Genomic DNA, 18,287 nt, shown 5'->3' on the forward strand with positions numbered 1-18,287 from the left:
TAAAAATGACAGTTATTGATTTTACAGCAGAAGTAGAAAAACGTAAAGAAGCCCTCTTGGCTGACTTGTTTAGCCTTTTGGAAATCAACTCAGAACGTGATGACAGTAAGGCAGATGCGGAGCACCCATTTGGACCTGGTCCAGTAAAAGCTTTGGAGAAATTCCTTGAAATCGCAGACCGTGATGGTTATCCAACAAAAAATGTCGACAACTATGCAGGACATTTTGAGTTTGGTGAAGGTAAGGAAGTTCTTGGAATCTTTGCCCACATGGACGTAGTACCAGCAGGTAGCGGTTGGGACACTGATCCTTACACTCCAACTATCAAAGATGGCCGTCTCTATGCGCGTGGTGCTTCTGATGATAAGGGACCAACTACAGCATGTTACTATGGTTTGAAAATCATTAAGGAGCTTGGACTTCCAACTTCTAAGAAAGTTCGCTTTATTGTCGGAACTGATGAAGAATCAGGTTGGGCTGACATGGACTACTATTTTGACCATGTAGGACTTGCGAAGCCAGACTTTGGTTTCTCTCCAGATGCTGAATTCCCAATTATCAATGGTGAAAAAGGAAATATCACAGAATATCTCCATTTTGCCGGTGACAACAAGGGGGTAGCTCGTCTTCACAGCTTCACAGGTGGTTTGCGTGAAAATATGGTTCCTGAGTCAGCAACAGCAGTCGTTTCAGGTGACTTGGCTGACTTGCAAGCGAAACTAGATGCCTTTGTTGCAGAGCACAAACTTAGAGGAAAAATCCAAGAAGAAAACGGTCAGTACAAGGTAACTGTAATTGGTAAATCTGCCCACGGTGCTATGCCTGCTTCAGGTGTCAATGGTGCGACTTATCTTGCTCTCTTCCTTAGCCAGTTTGCATTTGAAGGACCTGCAAAAGACTACCTTGACATTGCTGGTAAGATTCTCTTGAATGACCATGAAGGCAAAAACTTGAAAGTGGCTCATGTGGATGAAAAGATGGGTGCCCTTTCTATGAATGCTGGTGTCTTCCGCTTTGACGAAGCAAGTGCTGACAATACCATTGCCCTCAACTTCCGTTATCCAAAAGGAACAAGTCCAGAGCAAATCAAGTCAGTTCTTGAAAACTTGCCAGTTACTTCAGTTAGCTTGTCAGAACACGGACATACACCTCACTACGTACCAATGGAAGATCCACTTGTACAAACCTTGTTGAGCGTGTATGAAAAACAAACAGGTCTTCAAGGGCATGAACAAGTTATCGGTGGTGGAACTTTTGGTCGTCTCTTAGAACGTGGTGTAGCCTATGGTGCTATGTTCCCAGACTCTATCGACACTATGCACCAAGCCAACGAATTTATCGCCTTGGACGATCTCTTCCGTGCAGCAGCTATCTATGCTGAAGCTATCTATGAATTGATCAAATAATGCTATAGAAGTCTGAGATTTTATGCTTAGACTTCTTTTTGGAGGGAGAGTAGATGTCTCAAATCGAAAGAATCAAGCAAGCCATCATGGCTGACCCACAAAATCAACACTATACTGAGCAAGGAATCGAACCTCTCTTTGCAGCACCAAAAACAGCCCGTATCAATATCATTGGGCAAGCACCTGGTCTTAAAACTCAGGAAGCGGGGCTTTACTGGAAGGATAAAAGTGGCGACCGCTTGCGAGAGTGGATGGGTGTGGACGAAGATACTTTTTACAAGTCAGGTTATTTTGCAGTTATGCCAATGGATTTCTATTTTCCAGGGCATGGAAAATCCGGTGACTTACCGCCTAGACCTGGTTTTGCAGAAAAGTGGCACCCTAAACTTTTAAAAGAATTACCAGATATTCAATTGACGCTTTTGATTGGTCAGTATGCTCAGGCTTACTATCTGCATGAGAAAGTTAGTGGCAAGGTAACAGACCGTGTGCATCGCTTTAAGGATTATTTGCCAGATTATTACCCTTTGGTTCACCCGTCACCTCGGAACCAAATCTGGATGAAAAAGAATCCTTGGTTTGAAGCAGATGTTTTGCCTAACTTGAAAGAAAGAATTCAAAAAATTCTCGGAGAAGAAAAATGAAAGAAATTACTTTTAATGATTTTTACCAACTATACCAGAAAGAGTCGCTTTCTGTATTAGATGTGAGAGAAGTAGAGGAATTTGAGGCTCTTCATTTAGAAGGCGCTCGTAATTTACCTCTCAGCCAATTAGCTGATACTTATAAACAACTAGATAAGGATAATCTTTACTACGTGATTTGTAAATCAGGAATGCGTTCAGCACGCGCTTGTCAATTTTTAGCAGAACAAGGATATGAGGTTATCAATGTCCAAGGTGGCATGGATGCCTTAGAATAAGAAAAAAACTCCCTTTAAGACCGAAAATAAGAAAGGTTTTAAAGAGAATTTATTTTCTCTAAAAATCAGAAAATTGAAAACATTTTAAAATTTTTCCGAGATAGCCTTTTCAAGCCTTTAATCATGTTATACTAAGAAAGTATTTTATTTTTTATAAGGAGAGTTTATGGCTAAAAAAGGTGCTTTAACAGGATTACTCCTGTTTGGAATATTTTTTGGTGCGGGTAATTTGATTTTCCCCCCTACCCTAGGTGCTCAATCTGGGGAACGCTTTCTCCCTGCCATTGCAGGATTTGTACTTTCGGGTGTCGGACTTGCGGTCTTGACCTTGATCATCGGGACCTTAAATCCTAAGGGATATATCTATGAGATTTCTACAAAGATTTCCCCTTGGTTTGCAACGATTTATCTAGCAGTTTTGTACTTGTCGATTGGTCCATTTTTTGCCATTCCACGTACTGCAACAACTTCTTATGCAGTAGGGATTAGTCCCCTCTTGGCAGATGCTGACAAAGGTCTAGGCTTGATTGTCTTTACCCTTATCTACTTTGTAGCAGCATACTTAATCGCGCTTAATCCTTCAAAGATTTTGGATCGTATCGGTCGGGTTTTGACACCAGTTTTTGCCCTCTTAATTATCATCTTGGTAATTCTTGGAGCCTTTAAATATGGTGGGAATGCTCCACAAGTAGCTACAGCAGCTTATCAAGCTTCAGCATTTGGAGCAGGATTCCTTGAAGGATATAATACTCTAGATGCTCTCGCATCTGTTGCCTTTAGTGTAATCGCGGTTGAAACCTTGAAACAACTTGGATTTTCGAGTAAAAAAGAGTACATCTCAACCATTTGGGTAGTCGGAATTGTCGTAGCACTTGGCTTTAGTGCCCTATACATTGGCCTAGGTTTCCTTGGAAATCACTTCCCAATGACAGAAGAAGCGATGAAGGGTGGAACTCCAGGGGTTTATATCTTGTCACAAGCGACCCAAGAAATCTTTGGTTCAACAGCTCAATTATTCCTAGCAGCCATGGTAACAGTAACTTGCTTCACAACGACTGTAGGTTTGATTGTTTCAACTGCGGAGTTCTTTAACGGACGTTTCCCACAACTCAGCTATAAGGTTTATGCGACTGTCTTTACCTTGATTGGTTTTGCAATTGCCAACCTTGGTCTTGATGCAATCATCAAATATTCTATCCCTGTCCTAGTTATCTTGTATCCAATTACCATTGTGATTGTTATGATTGTGATTGTGAACAAGTTTGTACCACTTTCAAAACCAGGCATGCAATTGACGATGGGTCTTGTTACAGCTATTGCCGTAGCTAGTGTCTTAGGAAGTTCATTTGAAGTGACCTTCCTTGCAAACATTGTGAATGCTCTACCATTTGCTAAGGCTTCCTTACCATGGTTAGTACCAGCGATTATTGGGATTTTACTTTCCCTTGTTCTTCCAAATAAGCAAAAGAGTGAAGCTTTTGAGATGGAATAAAAAAACTTGGCGTTGGCCAAGTTTTTTTCTATTACTCTTAGTTCGTTTTTTCCTTATAACCAAGGTCTGTTAACATTTTCTTAGAGGCTTTAAAGCTAACGTTTTTCCCAACACCTGAGTATTCTTCTGGTAAAGCTTTTCTAAGTTCGTCAATGCTTGCAACTGAAAGGTCAATCTCAAGATCTTGTACGACTTTACCATCTTTAATCTCGACAGATAAAGTTACCCCCTTGAGGCCCTTATATCCTTTGTAGGTTTCTTCGACAAGATTTTTTAAATCATCTGCAGTATTGTTTAGGACTTCGGGGTCAGCGACATTGTGAGCAGTTTGTTTCACAACGTTATCACCGTCAACTGTATAGGTCAATGTTGACTGGACACCAGGCTGAGAATCGTTTACAAAAGTTACAGTTTTTAGCTCTGATTTCTTTTCACTTGTTTCAGCCTCAGTGGTTTTTACCTCAGTTGACTCTACTTTTGAAGAGTTAGAAGTTGTTGATGACTGTTTTGAACATCCCAACAAGAATGCCAGCGGTAGAGTTAAGAAAAGCGTCATTTTGAAAAATTTATTCATATTTTTTCCTTTCTTCCTAAGAACTGCTCTTATTATACCATAAAATACTTTTGTATTCAAATTATCCTAGTTTTCTATTTTCACACATACTAAGATGTAAAAAATGATATAATGGTAGCAAGAGGTGAAGAAATGAATCAAACTGTAGAATATATCAAAGAACTAACTGCTATCGCATCACCAACTGGTTTCACACGTGAGATTACGAATTATTTGGTTGAGACTCTTGAAAAACTAGGTTATCAACCAATCCGTACTGCCAAAGGTGGTGTCAACGTTACTGTCAAAGGAAAAAATGACGAGCAACAGCGCTATGTGACTGCCCATGTGGATACTTTGGGAGCTATCGTTCGTACTGTTAAAGTAGACGGTCGTCTCAAAATGGATCGTATCGGTGGTTATCCTTGGAACATGATTGAAGGCGAAAACTGTACAGTTCATGTGGCTAGTACAGGTAAGACTATTTCAGGTACCATTTTGATCCACCAGACTTCTTGTCATGTATACAAGGACGCTGGCACTGCTGAACGCACGCAGGACAATATGGAAGTACGTTTGGATGAAAAAGTGACCAATGAAAAAGAAACACGCGCACTTGGTATTGAGGTTGGTGACTTTATCAGCTTTGACCCACGAACTGTCGTAACTGAGACAGGCTTTATCAAATCGCGTCATTTGGATGATAAGGTCAGTGCAGCTATCCTTCTAAATCTCCTTAAAGTCTATAAGGAAGAAGGGATTGAACTTCCTGTCACTACGCATTTTGCCTTCTCAGTCTTTGAAGAAGTGGGGCATGGTGCTAACTCAAGTATCCCAAGTCAAGTTGTTGAATATCTAGCAGTAGATATGGGAGCAATGGGAGATGACCAGCAGACGGATGAGTACACAGTGTCTATCTGTGTCAAAGATGCTTCAGGCCCTTATCACTATGAATTCCGTCAACATCTGGTTGCCCTAGCAAAAGACCAAGACATTCCATTTAAACTCGACATCTATCCATTTTATGGTTCAGATGCTTCTGCAGCTATGTCAGCTGGAGCAGAAGTCAAACACGCCCTTCTCGGAGCTGGTATTGAATCTAGTCACTCTTATGAGCGTACTCATATCGATTCTGTAGTTGCTACTGAGCGTATGGTGGATGCTTATCTCAAGAGTGGATTGGTAGACTAAGATGTGCTTGATTTGCCAACGAATTGAATTGATTAAGGCAGGGGAAAATCCCTACTTTGTAAAAGAACTGGAAACAGGCTATGTTGTCATCGGAGACCACCAGTATTTTGAAGGCTATACTTTATTCCTGGCAAAAGAACATGTGACAGAATTACATCATCTGCATCCAACTGTCAAATTCCGCTTTTTAGAGGAAATGAGCTTAGTTCAGGAAGCTGTCTCTAAGGCCTTTTTTGCTGAAAAGATGAATGTAGAGTTGTTGGGAAATGGAGATGCCCATGTCCACTGGCATATTTTTCCGAGACGAGAGGGTGATATGAAGGGACATGGTCTTAATGGTCGTGGTCCAGTTTGGTGGGTCCCATGGGAAGAAATGGTTGCTGAGGAATATCACGTTAAAGATCGGAGACTGGAAAACTTGATTGCGACATTATCAGAAACTTTAAACCAGATAGTAAAATGAAAGGATTAAAGATGAAGAAAAGATATCTTGTATTATCAGGATTATTAGCCTTGACATTAGCGGCTTGCTCACAAGAAAAGCCAGCAACTTCAGAAACTCAGACTTCAACGGAAGAAAAAACTGTCCAAGAAGGAACTGCGGGAAGTAAGTCTCAGGCAGCTAGTCAAAAGAAAGCAGAAGTAGTAGACAAAGGAGATCACTACAGCATTCAAGGCAAGTACGATGAGATTGTTGTCGCTAATAAGCATTATCCTATGTCAAAAGACTATAATCCAGGGGAAAATCCTACCGCTAAAGCAGAACTGTTGAAACTCATTGCAGCTATGCAACAAGCAGGATTCCCGATTAGCGACAACTATAGTGGTTTTAGAAGTTATGAAACTCAAACTCAGCTTTATCAAAACTATGTAGATAAAGATGGCAAGGCTGAGGCTGACCGTTATTCTGCAAGACCTGGTTACAGTGAACACCAAACTGGCCTTGCCTTTGACCTAATAGGAACAAATGGAGATTTAGTGACAGAAGAAAAGGCTGCTCAATGGCTTTTAGACCACGCCGCAGACTATGGCTTTGTCGTTCGTTACCTTAAAGGTAAGGAAAAAGAAACGGGTTATATGGCTGAAGAATGGCACCTTCGCTATGTTGGCAAAGAAGCCAAAGAAATCGCTGCAAGTGGCCTCAGTCTGGAAGAGTATTATGGCTTTGAAGGTGGAGACTATGTTGATTAGTCGCAAAACACCTTGCAAGAATGCTTGAAATTTGATAAAATGAATAATAATTAAATAGGAATCTGCAAGACTAGTATCTCAGGGGAAGTATATCAGGGAGGAGAGCCGTGACTGAAAGTTCTCTATATGAAAGCTGGGTGAATTCACTTGCCTATGGATTCAGAAATAAAGGTCTGGCTTGTCAGATAAAAACGGATGGTACCGCGTGTCAACGCTCCGAGTGGAGTTTTTGACATGTGGTTTTCTTTTTATCTTACGAGTGACTGATGGAGGAATTATGTCAACTATTGAAGAACAATTAAAAGCGCTTCGTGAAGAAACGCTAGCTAGCTTGAAGCAGATTTCTGCTGAAAATAAAAAAGAGCTGCAAGAATTGCGCGTCTCTGTCCTTGGTAAAAAAGGTTCCCTTACTGAAATCCTGAAAGGGATGAAAGATGTTTCTGCAGAAATGCGTCCTGTTATCGGGAAACACGTCAATGAAGCTCGTGATGTTTTGACAGCTGCATTTGAAGAATCAGCTAAGCTCTTGGAAGAAAAGAAAGTGGAAGCTCAACTAGCAAGTGAGAGCATTGATGTTACACTTCCAGGTCGTCCAGTTGCGACTGGTCACCGTCACGTCCTCACACAAACTAGTGAAGAAATAGAAGATATCTTCATCGGGATGGGTTACCAAGTAGTGGATGGTTTTGAAGTAGAACAAGACTACTACAACTTTGAACGTATGAACCTTCCAAAGGATCACCCAGCTCGTGATATGCAGGACACTTTCTATATCACAGAAGAAATCTTGCTTCGTACTCACACGTCTCCAGTTCAGGCGCGTGCTATGGATGCCCATGATTTTTCAAAAGGTCCTTTGAAGATGATCTCACCAGGACGTGTATTCCGTCGTGATACGGATGATGCAACCCACAGTCACCAGTTCCACCAGATCGAAGGTTTGGTTGTTGGGAAAAACATCTCAATGGCGGATCTTCAAGGAACCCTTCAGTTGATTGTGCAAAAGATGTTTGGTGAAGAGCGCCAAATCCGTTTGCGTCCATCTTACTTCCCGTTCACAGAGCCATCTGTTGAGGTGGATGTTTCATGCTTCAAGTGTGGAGGAGCCGGCTGTAACGTATGTAAGAAAACTGGTTGGATTGAGATTATGGGTGCCGGTATGGTTCACCCACGTGTCCTTGAGATGAGTGGTATCGATGCGACTGTTTACTCTGGCTTTGCCTTTGGTCTTGGTCAAGAGCGTGTAGCTATGCTTCGCTACGGAATCAACGATATCCGTGGATTCTACCAAGGGGATATCCGCTTCTCAGAACAGTTTAAATAATGATTAGAAAAGTGGAAATAGCAGATGTTGAGGTGTTGGTAAAAATTGCCAAACAAACCTTTCGTGAAACATTTGCTCATGATAATACGGAAGAGCAGTTACAGGAATACTTTGAAGAGGCTTATAATCTGAGAGTTTTGTCAACTGAGTTGGAAAATCCTGAATCCGAAACCTATTTCATTATGCATGAAGAGGAGATAGCTGGTTTTCTCAAAGTCAACTGGGGAAATGCTCAAACCGAGAGAGAATTAGAGAACGCTTTTGAAATTCAGCGCCTCTACGTGCTACAAACATATCAAGGATTTGGACTTGGTAAGCAACTATTTGAATTCGCTCTGGAAAACGCCGAAAAAAATGGTTTTTCCTGGGCTTGGCTAGGTGTTTGGGAGCATAATACAAAAGCTCAAGCATTTTATAATCGATATGGTTTTGAAAAATTTAGCCAACATAATTTTATGGTTGGGCAAAAGGTAGATACGGATTGGTTACTGAAAAAGAAATTAAGGTAAGAAGATGATTCTTCTAATGAAATGATAGGAAAGGAAAAAAACTAGAGTGACAACTGTCATTCTGGAGAATTAAATTATGCTTGTATCTTATAAATGGTTAAAAGAATTGGTGGACATTGATGTACCATCACAAGAGTTGGCTGAAAAAATGTCAACTACAGGGATCGAGGTAGAAGGTGTGGAATCACCTGCTGCTGGTCTCTCAAAAATTGTCGTCGGTGAGGTCTTGTCTTGCGAAGATGTGCCAGAAACACACTTGCATGTTTGCCAAGTCAATGTGGGTGAAGAAGAAGCCCGTCAAATTGTCTGTGGTGCACCAAATGTGCGCGCAGGCATCAAGGTAATGGTGGCTCTTCCGGGAGCTCGCATTGCGGACAACTACAAGATTAAAAAAGGGAAAATCCGTGGTTTGGAATCTCTCGGAATGATCTGTTCACTTGGTGAATTAGGCATTTCTGACTCCGTTGTACCAAAGGAATTTGCAGATGGAATCCAAATCTTGCCAGATGATGCAGTTCCAGGTGAGGAAGTTTTCTCCTATCTAGACTTGGATGATGAAATCATCGAACTTTCCATCACTCCAAACCGTGCAGATGCCCTCTCTATGCGTGGCGTGGCGCACGAAGTAGCAGCTATCTATGACAAGTCAGTCAATTTTAAAGAATTTACTTTAACAGAAACAGACCAAGTTGCAGCGGATGCTCTTTCTGTCAGCATTGATACGGACAAGGCTCCTTACTATGCAGCTCGTATCTTGGACAATGTGACTATCGCACCAAGTCCACAATGGTTGCAAAACCTCCTCATGAACGAAGGTATCCGTCCGATTAACAATGTCGTCGACGTGACCAACTATATCCTGCTTTACTTTGGTCAGCCTATGCATGCCTTTGACTTGGATACCTTTGAAGGAAATGACATCCGTGTGCGTGAAGCACGTGCTGGTGAGAAATTAGTGACCTTGGATGGGGAAGAGCGTGAGTTGGAAACAACTGACTTAGTCATTACTGTTGCTGACAAACCAGTAGCCCTTGCAGGTGTCATGGGTGGAGAGGCTACAGAAATCTCTGAAAACTCTACTCGTGTCGTCCTTGAAGCTGCTGTCTTCAATGGCAAATCTATCCGTAAGACAAGTGGTCGTCTAAACCTTCGTTCTGAATCATCTTCTCGCTTTGAAAAAGGCATCAATGTGGCAACCGTTAATGAAGCCCTTGATGCAGCAGCAAGTATGATTGCTGAATTGGCTGGTGCGACAGTGCGTAAGGGCATTGTTTCAGCAGGACAGTTGGACACTTCAGATGTAGAAGTTTCTTCAACCCTTGCAGACGTGAACCGTGTCCTTGGTACAGACCTTTCCTACGCAGATGTAGAAGATGTCTTCCGTCGTCTTGGCTTTGGTCTTTCAGGAAATGCGGAAGCCTTTACTGTTAGCGTTCCTCGTCGCCGTTGGGATATCACTATCGAAGCGGACCTCTTTGAAGAAATCGCTCGGATTTATGGTTACGACCGCTTGCCAACCAGTCTTCCAAAAGATGATGGGACAGCCGGTGAATTAACAGCGACACAAAAATTGCGCCGTCAAGTTCGTACCATTGCAGAAGGTGCTGGATTGACAGAAATCATCACCTACGCTCTGACAACTCCTGAAAAAGCAGTCGAGTTTACGATTCAGCCAAGTCATTTGACAGAATTGATGTGGCCAATGACTGTGGACCGTTCGGTCCTCCGTCAAAATATGGTTTCAGGTATTTTGGATACCGTAGCTTACAACGTAGCGCGTAAGAACAAAGACTTGGCTCTTTACGAGATTGGAAAAGTCTTCGAGCAAACGGGTAATCCAAAAGAAGACTTGCCAAATGAAATCAACAGCTTTGCTTTTGCATTGACAGGTTTAGTCGCTGAAAAAGACTTCCAAACTGCAGCCGTTCCGGTTGATTTCTTCTATGCTAAGGGAATCCTAGAAGCCCTCTTTGCTCGCTTGGGTCTTGAAGCGACCTATACAGCAACGCAAGAGATCAAGAGTCTTCACCCAGGACGTACAGCCTTGATCTCACTCGGTGATCAAGTAGTCGGTTTCCTCGGTCAAGTGCACCCTGTGACAGCTAAGGCTTACGATATTCCAGAAACTTATGTAGCGGAGCTCAACCTTTCAGCTATTGAGGCAGCTCTTCAACCAGCAGCAGCCTTTGTGGAAATTACTAAATTCCCAGCAGTCAGCCGTGATATTGCCCTTCTCCTCAAGGCAGAAGTGACTCACCAAGAGGTGGTTGATGCTATTCAAGCCGCTGGCGTGAAACGTTTGACAGACATTAAACTGTTTGACGTCTTCTCAGGTGAAAAACTAGGACTTGGTATGAAGTCAATGGCTTATAGCTTGACCTTCCAAAATCCAGAAGATAGCTTGACAGACGAAGAAGTCGCACGCTATATGGAAAAAATCCAAGCATCACTCGAAGAAAAAGTGAATGCAGAAGTGCGTTAACAGTCTAAAATCCATCCTGAGGGATGGATTTTTTTGTCTTTGTAAATGCCGAATATTGGAAAGAAAAATGAAGTTGAATCTTATTCGTCTTGATATAAAAAATGCCTAGTAAATTCTACTAATAAAAATGTACATAAATCCTTGTAATGACTAAAAAAAGGAGTATAATGAGGGTAAGATTAGTAGGAGGTGGATTATGTTAGAAGTCCGCAATCTTGAAAAAAGTTTTGGTCCCAAGCAAGTCTTGTTTGGCGTTGACTTTCAAGCTCAGCCTGGAAGAATTTTAGGTCTAGTTGGGAAAAATGGAGCTGGGAAAACAACCATTTTTCACAGTATTTTGAAATTTTTGGATTATCAAGGAAAAATTAAGTTTGATGGTCAAGAAATTCGTCAGGAAACCTATGCTCGGATTGGCTATCTACCCGAAGAACGTAGTCTCATGCCTAAGTTGACAGTCCTAGAGCAGGTTCGTTACCTAGCCATGTTAAAAGGCATGGATGCCAAAGAAGTCAAAGAAAAACTCCCTCAATGGATGGAGAAGCTGGAAGTAAAGGGAAAATTGACAGACAAGATTAAGAGTCTCTCAAAAGGGAATCAACAGAAGATTCAGCTGATCATTACTTTAATGCATGAACCAGATCTGATCATTCTAGATGAACCTTTTAGTGGCCTAGATCCAGTCAATACTGAATTGCTCAAGCAGGTTATCCTCAAAGAAAAAGAACGTGGTGCAACCATTATCTTTTCAGACCACGTCATGACCAATGTCGAAGAGCTATGTGATGATATCCTGATGATTCGTGATGGGCGTGTCGTCTTGCATGGACCAGTCCAAGATGTTCGCAATCAATACGGCAAAACGCGACTCTTTGTTGCAAGTGAAAATTGTCAGGAAGACTTGGAAAAACTCCCGCATGTCATTCATGCTAGCTTGACCAAGCAGGGGATTTGGAAGCTCATCCTAGATGATGAAAATGCAGGACAGGAGCTTTTTGCTATCTTGACTAAAGGACACTATATCGCGACCTTTGACCAGCAAGCTCCGACAATTGATGAAATCTTTAAACTAGAATCAGGGGTGGAAGTATGAGAAATATGTTGGTTGTAATCAAAGAAACTTATCTACGTCATGTCAAATCCTGGAGTTTCTTCTTTATGGTAATCTCGCCCTTTCTCTTTATCGGCTTATCTGGAGGAATTGGCTATCTTCAAGGTTCCTCTCTGGCTCAGAATAATAAGGTGGCTGTAGTTAGTTCGGTGCCTGCTGTAACAGAGAGTCTTAAATCGACCAATGGCATTAATGTTGACTATAAGGATGAAGCAAGCGCCCAAGAAGCCATCAAGGATGAAAAAATAAAAGGTTATTTGACCATTGATCAAGAAGGTAGTATTCTCAAGGCAGTCTATCACGGTGAAACTTCACTAGAGAGTGGCATTAAGTTAGCTGTGACAACTAAGTTGAATGAGCTTCAATACCAACTCAATCGTTCGGAGGCACATTTATCTCAGGAACAGGAACAGCACTTGGCACAAACGATTCAATTCTCAGAGCAGATTGATGAATCTAAGGAAAGTAAAAAGATGGTCCAAACCTTTGCGGCAGCAGGACTAGGCTTCTTCCTCTATATGATCTTGATTACTTATGCCAGTGTCACTGCTCAAGAGGTAGCCAGTGAAAAAGGGACAAAAATTATGGAAGTGGTCTTCTCAAGTATTCGTGCTAGTCACTACTTTTACGCACGTATGATTGCCTTACTTCTTGTCATTTTGACTCATATTGGTATTTATGTTGTAGGCGGACTTGGAGCTATCTTATTCTTTAAGGATATGCCTTTCTTGGCTAATTCAGGTATTCTAAGTCATTTGGGAGAAGCTTTTTCTCTGAACACCTTGTTGTTTGTCTTGGTTAGTCTTTTCATGTACGTTGTCTTGGCTGCCTTCTTAGGTTCTATGGTTTCTCGACCTGAAGACTCTGGTAAGGCCTTGTCTCCTTTGATGCTCTTAATTATGGTAGGTTTTATAGGGGTAACCGCCTTAGGGGCTTCTGGGGATAATTTGGTTTTGAAAATTGGATCTTATATCCCATTCATCTCAACCTTCTTTATGCCTTTCAGAGCTATTAATGGTTATGCAAATAGTATCGAGGCTTGGATTTCTCTTGCGATAACAGTTGTATTTGCTGTGACTGCAACAGCCTTTATCGGACGTATGTATGCCAGCCTAGTCCTTCAAACAGATGATTTAGGTATCTGGAAAACCTTTAAACGAGCTTTAAGCTATAAATAAAGTAAGGGACCTGTGAGTGTATCTCCCAGGTCTTTTTATTCGCTGAAATATTTCACATTAATTTCTTCTAAACCTTTGACTAATAAAGAAAATTATCGTACAATAAAGAGTACATGATAAAATGAGACCAGAGTTTATATACTCTGGCATTAGTAGTAAAAAAAGAGGAGAAACGCTTTGGAATTAGAAGTATTTGCTGGGCAAGAAAAAAGTGAACTATCTATGATTGAGGTGGCTCGTGCCATCTTGGAACAACGTGGTCGCGACCACGAGATGCATTTTAGCGATTTGGTCAATGAAATCCAAAACTATCTTGGTACCTCTAATAGCGATATTCGCGAAGCACTACCTTTGTTCTATACAGAGTTGAACTTTGATGGTAGCTTCATCTCTCTTGGAGATAACAAGTGGGGCCTTCGTTCATGGTATGGAGTAGATGAAATTGACGAAGAAATCATTGCTCTTGAAGAAAGTGACGATGAAGAAGTAGCACCTAAGGCTAAGAAAAAACGTGTTAATGCCTTTATGGATGGAGATGCTGATGCCATTGATTACGGTGCAGATGATCCAGAGGATGAGGACGCCTACGAAGAAGATCCAGCTCTTTCTTATGATGATGAAAATCCAGACGATGAGAAGAACGAAGTAGAAGCCTACGACGCCGAAATCAACGAAATCGCACCAGATGATCTTGGGGAAGATGTTGATCTTGTTGAAGAAGATGACGAGGATTCTGAGGAAGAAGAAGAATAATACCAAACAACAAGGAAATCTCCTTGTTGTTTTCTTTTCTGCAGTAGAACTATAAATCTAGTAAAGAATGACATTTGACAAATGTACCAAATTGAGGTAAGATATTGTTCGGGCACCTCTTTTAGAGGTCGGAGCTCCCTAGTTATTAGGGAGCTATTTTTGTTTTTCCGGGAACTTTTATCTTGGATTGTAGTATTTGATGAAGATCTTGTTTCCGATCTCCCCTTCTAGGAAACAGGGTTTTGAGCATTTTAGAAAGAGGAATCTATGTCTACGAAATATATTTTTGTAACTGGTGGTGTGGTGTCGTCTATTGGAAAAGGGATCGTTGCGGCGAGCCTAGGACGGCTCTTGAAAAATCGTGGTTTGAAGGTAACCATTCAAAAGTTTGACCCTTATATCAATATCGATCCGGGAACCATGAGTCCTTATCAGCACGGGGAAGTCTTTGTGACAGATGATGGGGCTGAGACAGATTTGGACTTGGGTCACTACGAACGTTTCATCGATATCAATCTCAACAAATATTCCAACGTGACAACTGGTAAAATCTACAGTGAAGTTCTTCGCAAGGAACGTCGTGGAGAGTACCTCGGTGCAACTGTCCAAGTTATTCCTCATATTACAGATGCCTTGAAAGAAAAAATCAAGCGTGCCGCTCTAACGACGGACTCTGATGTTATTATTACAGAGGTTGGTGGAACAGTTGGCGATATTGAGTCCCTTCCATTCTTAGAGGCGCTTCGTCAGATGAAGTCTGATGTGGGTGCAGAAAATGTCATGTATATCCATACAACCTTGCTTCCTTACCTCAAGGCGGCTGGAGAAATGAAGACCAAGCCGACTCAACACTCTGTCAAAGAATTGCGAGGTTTGGGAATCCAGCCAAATATGTTAGTCATTCGTACAGAAAAACCAGCAGGACAAGGGATTAAAAACAAACTAGCCCAGTTCTGTGATGTGGCACCAGAAGCAGTTATCGAGTCCTTAGACGTAGATCATCTTTACCAAATTCCGCTTAATCTGCAAGCTCAAGGCATGGATCAAATCGTCTGTGACCATTTGAAGATTGATGCACCGGCAGCAGATATGACAGAGTGGTCAGCTATGGTTGATAAGGTTATGAATCTAAAAAAACAAGTCAAAATTGCTCTTGTTGGTAAGTATGTCGAGTTGCAAGATGCCTACATTTCTGTCGTAGAGGCCTTGAAACACTCTGGTTATGCCAATGATACAGAAGTCAAGATTGATTGGGTCAATGCTAACGATGTGACAGCTGATAATGTAGCGGAACTATTAGATGACGCTGATGGAATTATCGTTCCAGGTGGTTTTGGTCAACGTGGGACAGAAGGTAAGATTCAAGCGATTCGCTATGCTCGAGAAAATGATGTACCAATGTTGGGTGTCTGCTTGGGAATGCAATTGACTTGTATCGAGTTTGCCCGTCATGTTTTGGGACTTGAAGGGGCTAATTCAGCAGAGCTTGATCCTGATACAAAATATCCGATCATCGATATCATGCGTGATCAGATTGATGTTGAGGACATGGGGGGAACCCTTCGTTTGGGACTTTATCCTTCTAAGTTGAAACGTGGTTCTAAGGCAGCAGCAGCTTATCATAACAAAGAAGTGGTCCAACGTCGCCACCGCCACCGTTATGAGTTTAACAATGCCTTCCGTGAACAGTTTGAAGGTGCAGGATTTGTCTTCTCGGGTGTTTCACCAGACAATCGCTTGGTCGAAATTGTGGAAATCCCAGAAAACAAATTCTTTGTGGCTTGTCAGTACCATCCAGAACTTTCAAGTCGTCCAAATCGTCCTGAAGAACTTTACACTGCTTTTGTAACAGCAGCTGTTGAAAATAGTAAATAGTAGAATAAACCTTTGAGAGTCATCTCAGAGGTTTTTATTTGTTTTCAGTATTATGAAAATCTGGAAAATCGGCTCTGAATTTGGTAAGATAAGATTATGGATTTTGAAAAAATTGAACAAGCATATACCTATTTACTAGAAAATGTCCAAATCATTCAAAACGATTTGGCGACAAGCTTTTATGATGCCTTGATTGAACAAAATGGAATCTATCTGGATGGTCAGACAAATCTGGAAGATGTCAAGAAAAACAATCAAGCTTTAAAACGTTTGGCACTTCGAAAAGAGGAGTGGTTACGGACCTATCAATTTTTGTTAATGAAGGCAGCTCAAACAGAGCCTCTTCAAGCCAATCACCAGTTCACACCAGATGCGGTTGGTCACTTGATGATTTTTATCATTGAACAACTTTTCCCTGCTGAAAATGTGAGCTTATTGGAATTGGGGTCTGGGATGGGAATTCTGGGAGATAGCTTCTTAACGTCCATGAACAAAAAGGTAGATTATCTGGGAATAGAACTTGATGACCTCTTGATTGACTTGGCGGCAAGCATGGCGGAAGTAATGGATCTTCAAATGGGCTTTGTCCAAGGAGATGCAGTACGTCCACAAGTATTAAAAGAAAGTGACATCATTGTGAGCGACCTTCCTGTCGGTTACTATCCAGATGATCAGACAGCCTCACGTTATCAAGTAGCGGCTAAGAATGAACATACTTATGCTCATCATTTGTTAATGGAACAATCACTCAAGTATCTCAGAACAGGAGGCTATGCGATTTTTCTAGCTCCAACAGATCTCCTGACAAGTCCTCAGAGTGACCTGTTGAAATCATGGCTGACTGACCAGGCTCAACTAGTGGCAATTATTGCCTTACCAGAGGATCTCTTCGCCCAAGGAGCTCAGTCTAAGAGCATTTTTGTCCTACAAAAGAAGACAGGAGAAGGAGTTGAACCATTTGTTTATCCACTTACCAGTCTCCGTGACCCTGAAATTTTGATGGAATTTAAGGAAAATTTTCAAAATTGGTGTCAAGGGCATGAAATCTAGTGCAAATTTTGATATAATAGTTGAAAACGCTTAAAAAGGGGAATAAATTTATGACAAAAACCATTGCAATTAACGCTGGAAGCTCTAGCTTGAAATGGCAACTATATCAAATGCCAGAAGAAAAGGTGCTTGCAAAAGGTTTAATTGAGCGAATCGGATTGAAGGATTCTGTTTCAACAGTTAAGTTTGATGGCCGTTCTGAAGAACAAGTTCTTGATATTGAAAACCATACCTTGGCTGTTAAGATTTTACTTGATGACTTGATTCGTTTTAATATTATTAAAGCTTATGATGAAATTACTGGTGTTGGACACCGCGTTGTTGCAGGTGGAGAATACTTCAAAGAATCTACAGTAGTTGAAGGGGATGTCTTAGAAAAAATTGAAGAACTAGGACTTCTTGCCCCATTGCACAACCCTGCCAATGCAGCTGGGATTCGTGCCTTCAAAGAATTATTGCCAGATATTACAAGTGTAGCAGTCTTTGATACATCATTCCACACAACAATGCCAGAGAAGGCCTATCGTTATCCATTACCAACTAAGTACTATACAGAAAACAAGGTTCGTAAATATGGAGCACACGGTACAAGTCATCAGTACGTTGCTCAAGAAGCAGCAAAACTATTGGATCGTCCATTAGAAGAGTTGAAGTTGATCACTTGCCATATCGGTAATGGTGCTTCTATCACAGCTGTTAAGGGAGGTCAATCAATCGATACCTCTATGGGATTCACTCCACTTGCTGGTGTTATGATGGGAACAAGAACTGGAGATATCGACCCTGCTATCATTCCTTACTTGATGGAACATACAGATGACTTCAAGACTCCAGACGATATTAGTCGTGTTCTAAACCGTGAATCTGGTCTTCAGGCCGTTTCAGGCTTGTCAAGTGACATGCGTGATGTTCAGAATGGTGTGAACGAAGGCAATCACGATGCTATTCTTGCCTTTGAAATGTATGTTGACCGTATCCAAAAACACATTGGACAATACTTGGCAGTCCTAAACGGGGCAGATGCTATTATCTTTACTGCTGGTGTTGGTGAAAATGCAACTCTTGTGCGTGAGAAAGTTATTTCAGGTATCTCTTGGTTTGGTTGTGATCTAGACCCAGAGAAAAATGTCTTTGGAGTAACTGGAGACATTTCTACAGATGCTGCGACACTTCGTGTACTTGTTATCCCAACGGATGAAGAACTTGTGATTGCGCGTGATGTTGAGCGTTTGAAAAAATAAATGATAAGAAAA

The 18,287-nt window shown here is 41.5% G+C and carries 17 protein-coding genes; 16 read left to right on the forward strand and 1 reads right to left on the reverse strand.

Translation table 11 applies throughout. From position 1 onward, the window contains the following. Positions 1–5: 5 nt before the first annotated feature. From pepV to brnQ, 4 genes are all read left to right on the forward strand, one after another. Positions 6–1,406 (forward strand): dipeptidase PepV, encoded by a 1,401-nt coding sequence (gene pepV / locus SPAR10_RS06390; protein WP_004252085.1) that lies wholly within the window; start codon positions 6–8, stop codon positions 1,404–1,406. 53 nt (positions 1,407–1,459) lie between these two features. Then, on the forward strand, positions 1,460–2,050 hold the full coding sequence (locus tag SPAR10_RS06395) for a uracil-DNA glycosylase family protein (RefSeq protein WP_004252092.1): 591 nt from the start codon (positions 1,460–1,462) through the stop codon (positions 2,048–2,050). Next, entirely contained in the window at positions 2,047–2,328 is a 282-nt protein-coding gene (locus SPAR10_RS06400) for a rhodanese-like domain-containing protein (protein ID WP_004252096.1), read from the forward strand. The genes SPAR10_RS06395 and SPAR10_RS06400 overlap by 4 nt, the downstream gene beginning before the upstream one ends. A 166-nt stretch (positions 2,329–2,494) precedes the next feature. Then, the gene (gene brnQ / locus SPAR10_RS06405) at positions 2,495–3,820 is read left to right on the forward strand and encodes a branched-chain amino acid transport system II carrier protein (RefSeq protein ID WP_004252098.1); all 1,326 of its coding nucleotides are present in this window, start codon (positions 2,495–2,497) and stop codon (positions 3,818–3,820) included. A 37-nt stretch (positions 3,821–3,857) separates the two neighbouring features. On the opposite strand, the gene SPAR10_RS06410 is transcribed toward brnQ, so the two are convergent. Further along, entirely contained in the window at positions 3,858–4,394 is a 537-nt protein-coding gene (locus SPAR10_RS06410; protein WP_004252101.1) for a DUF1307 domain-containing protein, read from the reverse strand. Between the two features lie 132 nt (positions 4,395–4,526). On the opposite strand from SPAR10_RS06410, the gene SPAR10_RS06415 reads away from it, so the two are divergent. The 12 genes from SPAR10_RS06415 to SPAR10_RS06470 all read left to right on the forward strand — a co-directional run bounded on the left by SPAR10_RS06415 (position 4,527) and on the right by SPAR10_RS06470 (position 18,275). Further along, positions 4,527–5,564, forward strand: a complete 1,038-nt coding sequence (locus SPAR10_RS06415) for a M42 family metallopeptidase (protein ID WP_004252105.1) — start codon at positions 4,527–4,529, stop codon at positions 5,562–5,564. Position 5,565: 1 nt separating this feature from the next. After that, entirely contained in the window at positions 5,566–6,027 is a 462-nt protein-coding gene (locus SPAR10_RS06420; protein ID WP_004252106.1) for an HIT family protein, read from the forward strand. 11 nt (positions 6,028–6,038) lie between these two features. Continuing rightward, positions 6,039–6,755: an LD-carboxypeptidase LdcB/DacB gene (gene ldcB, locus SPAR10_RS06425; protein ID WP_004252109.1), complete on the forward strand. Its 717-nt coding sequence runs from the start codon at positions 6,039–6,041 to the stop codon at positions 6,753–6,755. Positions 6,756–7,032: 277 nt separating this feature from the next. Further along, positions 7,033–8,079 (forward strand): phenylalanine--tRNA ligase subunit alpha, encoded by a 1,047-nt coding sequence (gene pheS / locus SPAR10_RS06430; protein ID WP_004252112.1) that lies wholly within the window; start codon positions 7,033–7,035, stop codon positions 8,077–8,079. Beyond that, positions 8,079–8,588: a GNAT family N-acetyltransferase gene (locus SPAR10_RS06435; RefSeq protein ID WP_004252114.1), complete on the forward strand. Its 510-nt coding sequence runs from the start codon at positions 8,079–8,081 to the stop codon at positions 8,586–8,588. Before pheS ends, SPAR10_RS06435 begins: the two co-directional genes overlap by 1 nt. Before the next feature lie 76 nt (positions 8,589–8,664). Next, the gene (pheT, locus tag SPAR10_RS06440; protein ID WP_004252116.1) at positions 8,665–11,070 is read left to right on the forward strand and encodes a phenylalanine--tRNA ligase subunit beta; all 2,406 of its coding nucleotides are present in this window, start codon (positions 8,665–8,667) and stop codon (positions 11,068–11,070) included. 196 nt (positions 11,071–11,266) lie between these two features. Further along, a complete protein-coding gene (locus tag SPAR10_RS06445; protein ID WP_004252119.1) occupies positions 11,267–12,160 on the forward strand; it encodes an ABC transporter ATP-binding protein in 894 nt (297 codons plus the stop codon). Beyond that, on the forward strand, positions 12,157–13,356 hold the full coding sequence (locus tag SPAR10_RS06450; protein WP_025170548.1) for an ABC transporter permease: 1,200 nt from the start codon (positions 12,157–12,159) through the stop codon (positions 13,354–13,356). Before SPAR10_RS06445 ends, SPAR10_RS06450 begins: the two co-directional genes overlap by 4 nt. Before the next feature lie 177 nt (positions 13,357–13,533). After that, complete coding sequence (gene rpoE, locus SPAR10_RS06455; protein WP_004252124.1) at positions 13,534–14,109, forward strand: DNA-directed RNA polymerase subunit delta; 576 nt, start codon at positions 13,534–13,536, stop codon at positions 14,107–14,109. 267 nt (positions 14,110–14,376) lie between these two features. Then, on the forward strand, positions 14,377–15,984 hold the full coding sequence (locus SPAR10_RS06460; protein ID WP_004252126.1) for a CTP synthase: 1,608 nt from the start codon (positions 14,377–14,379) through the stop codon (positions 15,982–15,984). A 96-nt stretch (positions 15,985–16,080) separates the two neighbouring features. After that, the gene (locus tag SPAR10_RS06465; RefSeq protein ID WP_004252130.1) at positions 16,081–17,034 is read left to right on the forward strand and encodes a class I SAM-dependent methyltransferase; all 954 of its coding nucleotides are present in this window, start codon (positions 16,081–16,083) and stop codon (positions 17,032–17,034) included. Between the two features lie 50 nt (positions 17,035–17,084). Beyond that, entirely contained in the window at positions 17,085–18,275 is a 1,191-nt protein-coding gene (locus SPAR10_RS06470) for an acetate kinase (RefSeq protein WP_004252132.1), read from the forward strand. The last annotated feature ends 12 nt before the right edge of the window (positions 18,276–18,287 follow it).

Source organism: Streptococcus infantis SPAR10, from assembly GCF_000279535.1.
Lineage (GTDB): Bacteria > Bacillota > Bacilli > Lactobacillales > Streptococcaceae > Streptococcus > Streptococcus infantis_I.